Origin of the sequence: Streptomyces sp. QH1-20 (assembly GCF_041283565.1) — a bacterium.
Classification (GTDB): domain Bacteria; phylum Actinomycetota; class Actinomycetes; order Streptomycetales; family Streptomycetaceae; genus Streptomyces; species Streptomyces syringius.
This window is the reverse complement of the sequence record NZ_CP166299.1, coordinates 25,921-38,590: the sequence shown is the minus strand read 5'-3', so window position 1 is coordinate 38,590 and position 12,670 is coordinate 25,921. Positions and strand designations below refer to the sequence as shown.

General features: G+C 68.1%; 11 protein-coding genes and 2 pseudogenes. 8 read left to right on the top strand and 5 right to left on the bottom strand.

Features of this window, described 5'->3' with window-relative positions:
* Window positions 1-172: 172 nt before the first annotated feature.
* Window positions 173-592, bottom strand: coding sequence for an NUDIX hydrolase (locus AB8O64_RS00160; RefSeq protein ID WP_370417021.1), 420 nt, complete (start codon window positions 590-592; stop codon window positions 173-175).
* Between the two features lie 105 nt (window positions 593-697).
* Window positions 698-1,204 (bottom strand): HD domain-containing protein, encoded by a 507-nt coding sequence (locus AB8O64_RS00155; protein WP_370417019.1) that lies wholly within the window; start codon window positions 1,202-1,204, stop codon window positions 698-700.
* 425 nt (window positions 1,205-1,629) lie between these two features.
* Between AB8O64_RS00155 and AB8O64_RS00150 the strand changes: the two are divergent.
* The 3 genes and pseudogenes from AB8O64_RS00150 (at window position 1,630) to AB8O64_RS00140 (ending at window position 6,780) form a co-directional block, all read left to right on the top strand.
* Window positions 1,630-4,685 (top strand): annotated as a pseudogene (locus AB8O64_RS00150) (Tn3 family transposase).
* A 104-nt stretch (window positions 4,686-4,789) separates the two neighbouring features.
* Window positions 4,790-5,455 carry an ArsR/SmtB family transcription factor gene (locus AB8O64_RS00145; protein ID WP_370417017.1) on the top strand — a complete coding sequence of 222 codons (666 nt, stop codon included), beginning with the start codon at window positions 4,790-4,792 and terminating at the stop codon, window positions 5,453-5,455.
* Window positions 5,452-6,780, top strand: coding sequence for an MFS transporter (locus AB8O64_RS00140; protein ID WP_370417016.1), 1,329 nt, complete (start codon window positions 5,452-5,454; stop codon window positions 6,778-6,780). The genes AB8O64_RS00145 and AB8O64_RS00140 overlap by 4 nt, the downstream gene beginning before the upstream one ends.
* Window positions 6,781-6,865: 85 nt before the next feature.
* Here the strand turns inward: AB8O64_RS00140 and AB8O64_RS00135 are convergent.
* Both AB8O64_RS00135 and AB8O64_RS00130 read right to left on the bottom strand, forming a co-directional pair.
* Window positions 6,866-7,839 (bottom strand): annotated as a pseudogene (locus tag AB8O64_RS00135) (tyrosine-type recombinase/integrase).
* Window positions 7,840-8,078: 239 nt separating this feature from the next.
* Entirely contained in the window at window positions 8,079-9,287 is a 1,209-nt protein-coding gene (locus AB8O64_RS00130) for an MFS transporter (protein WP_370417014.1), read from the bottom strand.
* Window positions 9,288-9,527: 240 nt separating this feature from the next.
* On the opposite strand from AB8O64_RS00130, the gene AB8O64_RS00125 reads away from it, so the two are divergent.
* From AB8O64_RS00125 to AB8O64_RS00115, 3 genes are all read left to right on the top strand, one after another.
* Window positions 9,528-10,232 (top strand): TetR/AcrR family transcriptional regulator, encoded by a 705-nt coding sequence (locus AB8O64_RS00125; RefSeq protein ID WP_370417013.1) that lies wholly within the window; start codon window positions 9,528-9,530, stop codon window positions 10,230-10,232.
* A gap of 137 nt (window positions 10,233-10,369) precedes the next feature.
* Window positions 10,370-10,570 (top strand): hypothetical protein, encoded by a 201-nt coding sequence (locus AB8O64_RS00120; RefSeq protein WP_370417011.1) that lies wholly within the window; start codon window positions 10,370-10,372, stop codon window positions 10,568-10,570.
* Window positions 10,571-10,601: 31 nt separating this feature from the next.
* Window positions 10,602-10,754 (top strand): hypothetical protein, encoded by a 153-nt coding sequence (locus tag AB8O64_RS00115; protein ID WP_370417009.1) that lies wholly within the window; start codon window positions 10,602-10,604, stop codon window positions 10,752-10,754.
* A gap of 115 nt (window positions 10,755-10,869) precedes the next feature.
* Here the strand turns inward: AB8O64_RS00115 and AB8O64_RS00110 are convergent, their stop codons facing one another.
* Entirely contained in the window at window positions 10,870-11,028 is a 159-nt protein-coding gene (locus tag AB8O64_RS00110; protein WP_370417007.1) for a hypothetical protein, read from the bottom strand.
* Between the two features lie 368 nt (window positions 11,029-11,396).
* Here AB8O64_RS00110 and AB8O64_RS00105 point away from each other — a divergent pair, with 368 nt between their 5' ends.
* Together AB8O64_RS00105 and AB8O64_RS00100 are read left to right on the top strand one after the other, a co-directional pair.
* Window positions 11,397-12,122, top strand: a complete 726-nt coding sequence (locus AB8O64_RS00105) for an alpha/beta fold hydrolase (protein WP_370417005.1) — start codon at window positions 11,397-11,399, stop codon at window positions 12,120-12,122.
* A 97-nt stretch (window positions 12,123-12,219) separates the two neighbouring features.
* The gene (locus AB8O64_RS00100) at window positions 12,220-12,660 is read left to right on the top strand and encodes a hypothetical protein (RefSeq protein ID WP_370417004.1); all 441 of its coding nucleotides are present in this window, start codon (window positions 12,220-12,222) and stop codon (window positions 12,658-12,660) included.
* Window positions 12,661-12,670 lie beyond the last annotated feature (10 nt).

The following is a 12,670-nucleotide window of genomic DNA, read 5'->3' as shown; positions in this document are numbered from 1 at the left end:
CACATGGGGCGATGCCGTACGACTACGACGCCTTCGGCTGCATTCCCCCCGTAACCGTACTCTGGCGGGACACCCGCGACCGCGCCCGAACACCTGGCCCGCGTCGCGCGCGGGTCTACGTCCGGATGATGGCGGCCCGGTCGCTGTGATGTCCGGCGGCGAGCAGGGGCCTCTACCCCTCGCGCCTGATCAAGCCCAGAGCATCGATCGCAGCCGGGGACAGCACCGACTCCTCCAGGTCGTGCAAGGGCACCCAGGTGACAGCGCACGTGGAGTCGTCGGCCTTGGTGACCACGAGTGGACCGGGCTGGAGCTCGACGATGTAGAAGAGCCCCACCAGGTTCCAGCTCACCCCGAGTCGGTAGGCGGTATACGTCCGCGCATCCACCAGGCGAGCGTCGAGGAGTTCGAGGCCGGTCTCCTCGTACAGCTCGCGTTCCAGTGCCTGCCGTGGCTGCTCGCCCGGATCGATTCCTCCGCCGGGCAGATGCCACAGCCCCGGCGCAAAGACGGGCGAGGAGTCCGAAAGCTGGGTCAACAGTAGTTGGTCCCGCATGGCAGCAACGGCATACGCCGATACACGCGAACGCACGCGCCTCTCCAATGTTTCCCTCCGGGCCTCGAGTTCTGCGGCTCCGCCCCGGCCGCACAGGACAATCTAGCGATCACGCAACAAGGGGGAGGGGCGCATTTGAGGTCATCGGTGTTCGTCCAGCTCCGAGAGCAGTGAGGGGTTGACGATGCGGACGATGGCCTCGATGTCGGCTCTGCCGGCGAGGGGCCAGAGCACAGCGCGCGCGGCCCGGTACTTGTCGGCGAGGCGCCCCTGTTTGTCGGGCGACAGCTGGGCTGCTCTGTCGGGGCGGGAGTTGTGAGCGTTGTCAGCGATCTTCACGAGCGTCGCCTGGGCGTCGCCTGTGATGCGCTGAATCCTCTCGGTGTAGGGAGTGCCCGGCTGATTGGTCACCGCCTCCACGATCTCCACGACCCGCACGGGGATGCCGGCGGCACGCAGTTGCTCCGCGGTCCAGTCGGTGTCCTCGATGATGTCGTGCAGGAGCCCAGCCATGACGAGTTCGTCACCGAACGGCGCAAGCCCGGCGGCTACGGCGCGGACGTGCTCGATGTACGGCACGCCGATCTTGTCGACCTGTCCGGCGTGTGCGCGGTCAGCCAGGAAGTCAACCTCGTCGACGGACGTCACGTCTCCTCCTCCGTACTCTTCGCTGTAATTGCGATGGTGTCTTGCTGGTGGCCTGTTTCCAACCCCACCACAGTTCTGCCGCCGTGTGAGAGTGGGGGCAGGGTTTGAACCTGGGTGCTGCCTTCCTCCGATTCCGGATCCGGCACTGGTTCGCACAGGCCCCGGGGCTACCCCGAAGCCTGACCGGGAACCGCCTGTCCCAGCGGCAGGATCAGCTTGCCGACCGTCCCATGCTGCGCCGGACCAGGCACACGCCGACGCCACCCCCGCCACTCCACTCCGGGAAGCGGGGGAGTACGGGGTCTGAGGAACATCGGTGTCAGATCGTGCGCTAAGGGTTCTCCGGTCTGGTTGGGGCTTTGACCTGGGGTGATTGAGCGTCGGAGTCTTCGAGGGTCGCTGTTGTCGATCTTCGGAGAGTTGTTGTGGCGGTCGAGTTCCTGACGGACGAGCAGGCGGCCCGGTACGGGTCGTTTCACGAGGTGCCTTCGCGGGCGGAGCTGGAGCGGTACTTCTTCCTGGACGACGCGGACCGGGAGGCGGTGCAGGCCAAGCGTCGGGCTCACAACCGGCTTGGGTTCGCGGTCCAGCTCACGAGCGTGCGGTTTCTGGGCCGGTTCATGCCGGACCCGCGGCAGGTGCCGGCGGAGGTGGCCGGGTACCTGGCCGAGCAGTTGGAGATCGCGGACGTCTCGTGCCTGAAGCTGTACGGCGAGCGGGACGGTACGGCCCGTACGCACGCTGGGGAGATCCAGGAGCCGGGGGCTGGCGGGACTTCGCCGAGGTCCGTGACGAGCTGGTGGTCTGGTTGGACGCGCGGGCTTGGACGACTGGGGACGGGCCGAAGGCGTTGTTCGACGCGGCGGCGGGCTGGCTGCGCGAGGGGCGGGTGCTGCTGCCGGGAGCGAGTCGTCTGGCCCGGCTGGTGGGCACGGTGCGGGAAGCGGCGAACCAGCGGTTGTGGGACACGCTGTACGGGCTGCTGAACGTGGGTCAGCGGGCGGTGCTGGACTCGCTGCTGACCGTGCCGCCCGGTGAGCGAGTCTCGGAGCTGGACCGGCTGCGACGCGGTCCGGTACGGGTGTCGGGCCCGCAGATGAAGTGGTCGCTCCAGCGGGCGGAGGAGATCGCTGCCCTCGGCATGGGGGACCTGGACGTCTCGGCGATTCCGCCGCGGAGACTGGCGGAGCTGTCTCGGTACGGCGTGGACGGCAAGGCATCGCTGCTGCGCCGCCACGGCGATTCCCGCCGGCTGGCGACGCTGCTGGCCACGACGGTCTACCTGACGACCCGGGCCGTCGACGACGCGCTCGATCTCCTGGAGGTGCTGATCGCGACGAAGCTGCTGGCCAAGGCCGAGCGCGAGACCGTCAAGGAGAAGATGAAGACGCTGCCGCGCGTGGAACGGGCCTCAACGAAACTGGCGACCGCGTTCCAGGTCGTCTTCGACACCACGAGCGAGCTGGTCGACACCGACACCGGGGAGGTCACCGGCCCGGCGGTGGAGTCGTTCGAGGCGATGTGGGAGCGGATCGAGGCGGTGGTACCCCGGCACGAGCTGGCCGCCGCGATCGCCGCGCTGTTCGAGCTGACCCCGCCGCTGGACTCCGACGCGGACGAGGCGTGGCGGTCCATGCTGGTCAGCCGGTTCGGCACCGTCCGGCCGTTCCTCAAGCTCCTGGTCGCGGTCGTCGACTTCGGCGCCACCCCCGAGGGCGAGGCCGTGCTGGACGCGCTCAAGTCGCTGCCGGACCTCATGGGTCGCAAGAAGGTCGGCCCGGCCGAGATCGACACCGGCCTGCTGGTCGGCTCGTGGCGGCGCCTGGTTCTCTCGGCTCCGCACCTGGAGCCGGGCACGGTGGACTGGAAGGCGTACACCTTCTGCGTCCTGGAGCAGCTGCACCGGATGCTGCGGAGCAAGCAGGTGTTCGCGAGGAACTCCTCCAAGTGGGGCGATCCCCGGGCGAAGCTGCTGGCCGGTGAGGCGTGGGAGCAGGCCAGGCCGACCGTGCTGGCCTCGCTCGGACTGCCCGGAGAGGCGGGCGAGCACCTGGCGGCGAGGGCGGCGCTACTGGACGGCACGTACCGGGAGGTCGCCGGGCGCCTGCCGAACAACGCGCAGATCGTCTTCGACGACGACGGCCGGCTGCACTTCGCCGCGCTGGAGCCGGAGCCCGAACCAGCCTCCCTGCTCGATCTGCGGGCCGCGGTGAACGCGATGCTGCCCCGCGTAGACCTGCCCGAGGTACTTCTGGAAGTGTTCTCCTGGACCGGCGCCGACCAGGCGTTCACCTCAGTCACCGGCGGCGAGGCCCGCCTGAGGGACCTGCACGTCACGATCGCTGCGCTGCTCGTCGCCCACGGCTGCAACGTCGGCTACACCCCCGTGATCGGCGGGGCCGACGCGCTGAAGTACGGGCGGCTCTCCCACGTCGACCAGACCTACCTGCGGCTCGCGACCTACCGGGCTGCGAACGCGACCCTGATCGAGCACCAGGCGTCCATCGGCCTCGCCCAGGCGTGGGGCGGCGGGCTCGTGGCCTCGGTGGACGGGATGCGGTTCGTCGTCCCGGTGCCGAGCGTGTACGCGCGGCCGAACCCGAAGTACTTCGGCCGCCGGGGCGGCGCCACCTGGCTCAACATGATCAACGACCAGGCCGCGGGGCTCGGCGGGAAGGTCGTGGCCGGCACACCGCGCGACTCCATGTACGTGCTGGACGTCCTCTACGACCGCGACGGCGGCAAGCGCCCGGAGATGATCGTCACCGACACCGCCTCGTACAGCGACATCGTCTTCGGCCTGCTCACGCTCGCCGGTTTCGCGTACGCGCCACAGCTGGCGGACCTGCCCGATCAGAAGATGTGGCGCATCGACCGCGCCGCTGACTACGGCGCCTTCGCGGACGCGGCCCGCGGCCGGGTCGATCTCGCCCGGATCGAGCGGCACTGGGAGGACATCCTGCGGATCATCGGCTCCATCCACACCGGCGCCGTCCGCGCCTACGACGTGATCCGGATGCTCTCGCGCGACGGCCGCCCCACCCCGCTCGGCGAGGCGATCGCGCACTACGGGCGGATCGCGAAGACCCTGCACATCCTGCGCCTGGCCGACGAGCCCGGCTACCGCCGCCAGATCAAAGTGCAGGCAGACCTCCAAGAAGGCAGGCACGCGCTCGCCCGGAAGATCTTCCACGGCCGGGCCGGGCAGCTCTACCAGCGCTACCAGGACGGCATGGAGGACCAGATCGGTGCCCTCGGCCTCGTCCTCAACGCCCTGGTTCTCTTCAACACCCGGTACATGGACGCCGCCGCCACTCAGCTCCGCGCCGACGGTCACGAGGTCCGTGATGAAGACGTCGCCCGCCTCTCCCCGTTCGTGCGGCACCACGTCAACATGCTCGGCCGGCACTCCTTCCAGCTCCCCGACCTGCCCGGCGGCCTGCGGCCCCTGCGTGACAAGAACGCCCCCGAGGCCGAGTAAAGACACCAGCAGAAACACGACATCAGCCGCAAAATGGCAAACTGCAAAGAGTTCTTCGCGAAGGTCTATTTGCGAAGAACTCTTTGCGGACTACGGTGTGCCGCATGACTGATGCTGTGGAGAGGCCAGATGGCCCGAACGTGGAAGAGGACTCCGTCGTCCTGGATGCCAAGGGGCTGCGTGCCCTGGCGCATCCGGTGCGCGTGCAGGTGCTCGGGCTGCTGCGGAAGTACGGCTCGTCGACGGCCACCCGCCTTGCGGAGCGGCTGGGCGTGAATTCCGGTACGGCCAGCTACCACCTCCGACAGCTCGGTGCGGCCGGCTTCGTCGAGGAGGACATCGAACGCGGCAACGCGCGAGAGCGCTGGTGGCGTTCGGTGCACCGGACGATCTGGTTCAACGACCGTGAGCTGGCCGAACGGGAGCCCGAGGCCGCACTGGCCTACCAGCAGTCCGTCGCCGCCATCTACACCCTGCGCACGCAGCAGACCCTGAACGGGCTTCAGACGATGCCCCGCGCATGGCGGAACACCTTCGACATGAGCGACTGGGCCCTGCGGCTCACGCCGGAGGAAGCCGGTGCCCTATACCGGGACCTGGCGGACGTCATCGCGCGCTACCGGCGCGACACACCGGAGACGGCGGCAAGCGCCCCCGAGGGAGCCGAACGGGTCGCCGTGATCACGCAGATCCTGCCCGAACTGGACGCGCCTGCCGCGTCGCCGATCCCTTCCGACCCCCGGGACGAGGAAGGAGACCCGACGTCATGACCGACGACGCCTCGAAGGCCGACGGCATACCCGGCAAGAAGTCCTTACGGCCGCTGGGCGGGGTGCTGGCGGCCATGGCTGTGTCGCTGACCGGCACTCGGATCTCCGTTGTGGCACTGCCCTGGTTCGTCCTCGCCACAACCGGCAGCGCCACCCAGACCGGACTGGTCGCCTTCTGCGAGATGGCTCCCTACGTGATGGTCAAGGCGTTCACCGGACCGCTGGTGGACCGGATCGGCCCCCGGGCCGTTTCCTGGACCACCGACCTGGCCAGCGCGACCGCCGCCGCCGCGGTTCCCCTGCTCCACACCCTGGACCTGCTCTCCTTTCCCCTTCTGCTGGTTCTCGTCGCGCTGATCGGCGCGGCCCGAGGGCCCGGCGACCTGGCCAAAGAGGTGATGGTCCCGGAGGCGGCCGAGCGGGGCCAGGTGCCACTGGAACGGGCCACCGGTCTATCCGGCGTGGTCGAGCGGCTCGCATCCACCGTCGGCCTGGCGGCCGGCGGATCCCTGGTGGCGATGCTCGGTCCCCTCACCGGACTCGCCGTCAACGCAGGCTGCTTCGCCCTCGGATCAGTGATCATCAAACTCGCACTGCCTCGCGGCATGGGGCACGCCGCCGAGGAAGCCCCCTGCCAAACCGGGGAGACGGAACCGGGCTACTGGCGGCGGTTCGGCGAGGGCTTCACCTTCCTGCGCGGTCAGCCGCTCCTGCTCACGGTCATCGTCATGGTCGGCATCACCAACCTGCTGGACGCGGCGTTCACCTCGGTGCTCGTACCCGTCTGGGCCAGGGAGTCCGGCAACGGGCCGGCCGCGATCGGCCTGATGGGCAGCGTCATGGGGGCCACGGCGGCAGGCGGGAGCCTGATCGCCGCGATGATCGCACACCGGCTGCGGCGACGGACGGTGGTTCTCACTGGGTTCCTGCTGGCCGGAGCACCGAGGTTCCTGATCCTCGCCTTCGACACCCCGCTGTGGACGGTACTGGCCGTCTTCGCAGTCAGCGGGTTCGGCGCCGGCTTCGTCAACCCGGTGCTGGGGGCCGTCCTCGTCGAGAGGGTCCCGCGCCGGATGTTGGGCCGGGTCAACGCGCTCGGTGACTCACTGTCCTGGGCCGGCATCCCCCTCGGCGGGCTGCTCGCCGGGGCGGCGGTGACCGCTGTCGGACTCGTGCCGGTGCTGCTCGCCGGTGGCAGTGCGTACTTCCTCACCACAAACCTGGCCGGACTACGGCCGGAATGGCGCGAGATGAACCGTACGCGGGGGCGGGGCGCCGCAACAAAGGAAGACGCCTCACGAGACAGTGCGAATGTAGTGACGTGATGTTCACGGGAGGAAGGTGGTCCCTCTTGTTTCCTCCTGCCACGGTCAGCACCGCGGGCACGCCGCGAGCCGCAGCCCGCTCCGCTCAGCGGTGGCTGTCGCCCGGCGCGAGCAGACTTGTGAGCTCGGCGATCGCCTCCGGCGACGGCTTGAAGTAGCGGCGGACGTTCTCCGGTTTCTTGTGCCGGGACTTGGCCATCAGCATCAGCAGCGATGCACCCTGCTCGCCAAGGTGGGTGAGAGAGGAGTGGCGGTATTCGTGCAGGTCCCAGCCGGTGCCCGGCCCGCGTACGGCGGTGTGCTCGTCCAGAAGGGCGCGGGCCTGCCCGTACGAGAGCCGGGCGAACCCGGTGTCCGGGCAGACGTCGCGCGGGCTGACGACCTTGCCGGGACCGGGCTTCCGGTGGGTGACGAAGACCGGCCCGCGGGTGCGGCCGCGCAGCAGGCGGGTCAGGAGCCGGGCGGTGCCGGCGTCCCAGTACACGGTCTCCAGCACGTAGTCCTCGCGGGCCTGGCCGCGGCGGCGGGCCTTGGTCCGGGCACCTTTCGCCTTGACCGGGCAGCGGCGTCCGGCGAAGTCCAGATCCTCGATGTTGACGCCCAGAATTTCCTCCGCCCGCCCGGAGGTCTCGTAGAGCATCCGCCACAGGGTCTTCTCCCGGAGGTGGACCTCGCGCCGGGCGATCAGCCGGTCGATCGCCATTTCGAGCGGGCCGGGGTTTCGGAGTCCGGCACCGCCAGCCGGTTCGCCCAGACCGGTACCGCCGGGCCCTCGTAGCCGCGCTCCCGGCACCAGCTGAACCAGGACAGCACTCCGGCCCTACGGGAGTTCCAGGTGTTGACAGCAGCGGTGCCCCAGAGCAGTTCGAGAGCCTCGCCGATCTCGTCGTCCGCGACCGACGTCAGCGGTCGGCCTTCGCCGATCCGCTCGGCGGTCTTGCCGACCCCGATCCCGTAGTTCCGGACCGTGTTCGGGTTGCCGAGCGAGTCGAGGAACACGTCGGCCGCCGCCCGGACGGTCAGCGTCTTCCCGGTCGGCAGCTGTACGACGGTGGGCACCGCTTCTCCCTTGCCGCAGATAACAGGGCTGCTTCACGTAGCGACCGGAGAACGTCGCCGCAGGTGACGGATCAAGCTACCGCAGATATTGGGGTGTTATCTGGGGACGACTTCAGACCGGCCCCGTTGCCGACGGCCCGCCGGCCGCCCACCAGGGCCGACGAAGACTTAGCGCACGATCTGACACCGATGTTCCTCAGACCCCAGTACCCCCGTGGGCTGGCCGTGCTGCTCGGCTTTCACGCGGCCTGCTTGCGGTGGGCGAGAACGGCCAGGTCGATCAGGCACAGCACGGCGACGACTGCCGTGAACCACTGGACGGCGTGGAGCAGGCCGGTCACGCGGGCGAGGAGGCCGACGCCGATGACGGGGACTCCGACGCCTAGGTAGACGACAACGTAGAAGCTGGAGATGACGTCGGCGTGGCGGTCCGGGGGTGCGGTGCGGTTGACCTCGGTGATGCTCCCGAGAAAAGCCATGCCTTGGCCGACCCCGCCGATCACCGTGGCCACCAGGAGCAGGGGCAGAGAGGAGGTACCTCCGGCTGTGGCGAGGAGGATCAGCCCGGGAGCCAGCAGTGCGAGACCGGTCATCTGCAGGATGCGCGCCTTCTTGCCGTAGGCGAGCAGTTGGGCGATGCAGGAGCAGGCCAGCATCAAAGTGACCGCCCCACCTGCGAGTGCCAGGTTGTCACTGCCGGAAAGTTTGGTGACGTAGGTGGGGACCAGGGCGAGGAACAGCCCGACGACGGTGAAGGCCAGGAAGCTGGCTGTTCCGCTGGTGGTGAAGACGCCGCGCACGGACGGTGGGATCGACGGTCGCCGCGGCCGCCACTTCGTAGCGGGTCGAGTGGCCGGCAGTAGCATCACGGTGATGAAGGCCGGCACCAGTAGGACGATCTCGACAATGAACGGAAGTTCGTACGGGTGAGGAGCGTACTGTGCCAGGACTCCTGCCAGTAGCGGGCCGGTGCCGAGGCCACCGACGGATGCGACGGTGGAGACCAGGGCGGCCCGTCGGCGGTTGCCGGTGGGCTCGGCCTCGTTGAGAGCCGCGGTGAGTGCGCCGGAGGCGGCGCCGACGGCAAGCCCTTGGAGCAGGCGGGCAGCGAAGAGCCAGGTGACATTGGTGGCCAGGGCGAAGGTCACGGATCCGAATGCGGCCACAAGTATGGCCGGGACCAGGACTTTGCGCTGGCCGATCGCGTCGGAGAGTGGCCCGAAGACCAGCAGGGACGGAACGAGCGCTGCCACGTAGACCGCGAAGATGAGGGTCAGTATGAGAGGCGAGAACCCGAACTGTGCCTGATAGCCGCGGTAGAGGGGAGTGGGGACGTTCGTCCCGGTGAGTAAGAACAGCAGTGTGTAGGCGATGGCCCAGAATCTGCCCCGATTCCGTACGGGCTGGGGCGCTACTGCGGGCGGTGTTGTGGCTTGCTCCGTTTTCATCTCGTCCTCGGGAGAGCAGGTGACAGGGGATGGATGGCCGGCTGGCCACCGGGGATCGGGCCGACCGGCAGCCGGCTCAGCGGTAGGCATCCGACTGAGTGACTGGCGGTCAGTCAAACAGTTCGGGCGGCGAGGGGCAACCATTGACCGGTGGTCAGTCATAATGTGCCCGAGGCTGGGCTACGGATCACGCCGACCAGAACAACCCACAACTCAGGACGATTTGGGCGGGGAGTGTCGATGGCACCGAGTACGCGACGCAAACGGGTCACCAAGAGTCAGATAGATCGCCGGGAGGACATCTTGCAGGCAGGCGAGAAGGTCTTCGCCACCGTCGGCTTCAATCAGGCCACCATCGTTGAACTGGCCGACGCCGCCCAAATCGGCAAAGGCACCTTCTACCTGTACTTCGACTCCAAGGACCACCTGCTCGGAGCGTTGTGGGAACGCTACGTCGACACCATCGTCACCACCACGCAGAACATCCTCGGTGAAGGTTCCTCCTGGTGGCCCACCATCGACCGGCTCCTGACCGCCCTCATCCACCACGCCGTACGCAACGCCGAACTGCACCGCATCGTCTACGGATCCGCCAACGCCAAGGCACTGGAGATCTGCAAGCAGGCCAACCAAAGGGTCATCGATCTCATCTGCGCCTTCGTCACCCAAGGCGCCCAGGCCGGAGCCTTCCAGGCCACCGATCCCAGCACGGCCTTCCGCATGATCTACCACGCTGCCGACGGCCTCCTGGACGACCTGATCTCCACCGGTAGCGACATCGACGCCGACCAGGTCATCGCCATGGTGCTCGAACTTACCCACCGCGCCCTAGGGGCACCGAATGCGGGCAGGCTCCCCGGTCCGCTCCATACAGGCAAAGTTGAGCCGCATCAGGACGATGACCTTGAGGATCTCGAGAAGCGCTCTCGGCGCGAGCGTCAGTGAACCGATCCGCAAGGTGGCTGCAGACGCGGCACTCCGGTGCTCTGCGCGTAGGCGGTGGTGAGCTGGACGAGTCGCCGGCGACTGCCGACCCCGCGGTGTCCGCTCAGTGCAGGCATGTGGCGTGGGAGGATCGCGATATGGAGATCCCTGATCCTTCGTTCCGTCGACGGTTGCTCATCGAGTCGCTGACCGTGGTGGCGGCTGAGGCCTCGGTTCAGGTGGCCTGGCTGGACCGGCATGGCGTCCTTGCGGATGAGATCGCGCTGGACTTCGGCGATGCCTTCCGTATGGCCGGGCGTCTGAAGGAGGAGGGGCTTTGGGCGGGAGGCCCTGCCTGATCTCCGAGCGATCGACACGATCTTCTGTGAGATGAGCGGTCAGGAAGACGTCGGCCGGTGGACAAAGAATGCGCTGTCCACCGACGAGGGATGGCGGCAGGCACGGCGACTGGCCCGCAAGGTCCTTGTTGCGGAACTGGGCGAGTGGAGCCTGCCCATGCCGGAGATCTGCGTCATCCGCTGACGGGATCGGGACGTCATCTCCCTCCGAAGGAGGGATGCTGCGCGGCGAGCCGGCACCCACTGGCCCCGGCCCGGCGAGTAGCCCGTGCCGTTCGGGTTGGCTTGGCTTGGTCCGGTCAGTAGCGCAGGCGAGCACTGTTTCCGTCGATACGGACGGGTGCCCAGCCGGAGCCGGGGATGAAGCGGCAGAAGAACATCGGCTGATCGACTGCGTACTCCCTTAGTTCGCCGATCGAAGTGTCGCCCTGCATGAGCCGCCACGTCTTGTTCGCCACGATCCCCTCGGTCCCAAACGCACCGAACAGAACGAAGGCCGGGGAGACGAACCTGGTGAGCAAGTCGCTCCGCGCAGGCGGAGGTGAACCGCCACCGCCTGAGTTTGCCGCACGAGGCCTTCGGCCAGACAGGAATGCGCCCCACACACTCGCGTGAGAGGCACCCGCCCACCCTGCTAGGACTTGTCCGGCTGATCATGTTAGGGAGCCGACCACCCCGGGGGTGCGAACCGGCCGCCACTGACGCAGGGCAGGGCAGTATCGTCGGGTCCGGGGTGAGGCCACTCGGCCCGCGACCCACGGGCGGAGCGGCCCGCTTCGCACCACAGTCTCCCGCCATCGTGGCTCGGACAACGGAGGTACCGCACATGAACGCTGACACCGACCGGCCGACCTTCCTGCTGGTCCACGGAGCCTGGCATGGAGCCTGGTGCTGGGACCACTTACGCGCCGCGCTCGACGCCGACGGTTGGCGGTCCCACGCCGTCGACCTGCCCAGCGCCAACCCCCCGGCCGGCCGGCACGACGGTGCCCGCCCGGCGGGCATGTTGGACGACGCGGAAGTCATCGGGGACAGCCTCCGGCGCATCGACAGCCCGGTGGTGGTGATAGCCCACTCCTACGGCGGTGTCCCCGCCACGGAGGCCATCGCGGATGCCGCGAACGTGGTAGGGGTGATGTACCTCGCCGGATTCCAACTTGACGTGGGCGAAAGCATGTTCACGGCCCTGGGAACGCCCGTGCCGGACGACGGCACGGGCCACGCTCCGCCGTACGAGAATGCCCGGCGGATACTCTTCGACGACGTGCCTGAAGCCGAAGCCGACCGAGCCGTGGCCCGGCTGCGCCCGCAGAGTGTCCGGTCCTTCACGGAGCAGGTGACCACGGCAGGATGGCGCACCGTGCCCTCCAGCTACATCGTCTGCGACCGCGACCAGGCGCTCGAACCGTCCCGGCAACTCGTGCTCGCCACGCGCGCCGATTCCGTCCACCGGCTGCCGAGCAGCCACTCGCCGTTCCTTTCCATGCCCCGGCAACTTGCCACTCTCCTGGGCCGGATCGCCACCTCCACCCTCCCCACCCCACGACGATGACTCGCCCCGCCGTGATTTGACGGATGCTGATCGGGAGCGGCTGCGGCCGCTCCAATGGTCAGCAGGTCGGCCAGCTCCATCGAGAAGAGTTGTCGCGATGAGAGCATCCCGCCCGGCCAAGGCGGCATGGCGTCAGGGCGTTGTCTGGCGGATCGTCCGCTGCGTGCTCTTGTATCTTCTGGTCTATGCTCTGGCCTGGACGGCCGTCGGGCTGGTGGCGCCCCGGGAGACCACTTCCTTCTCCGAGCAACTCTCGTGTTGGGACTCTTTCTTGTCCTATCTCGATGCGGGAATGTATTGCTTCGTACTGATCGGGCTTCCGTCGATCTTCATCATTGTCCTGGCAGGGCTGTCCCATCATGAGATGGAGTCACCGGTGTTCAGGGCGATGGTGACCGCTCTGATCCTGTTGCCCACATGGTTTCTCCTGTTCGGTAACGTAGTGGAAGAGCTGCTGTTTCAAGTTGCGGCCCAGGTAGTGTTCACCACACTCGTGATGCCCGTCCCTATAGTCCCCCGACGGGATTCCGAGCCATGAGCCGTCCGTT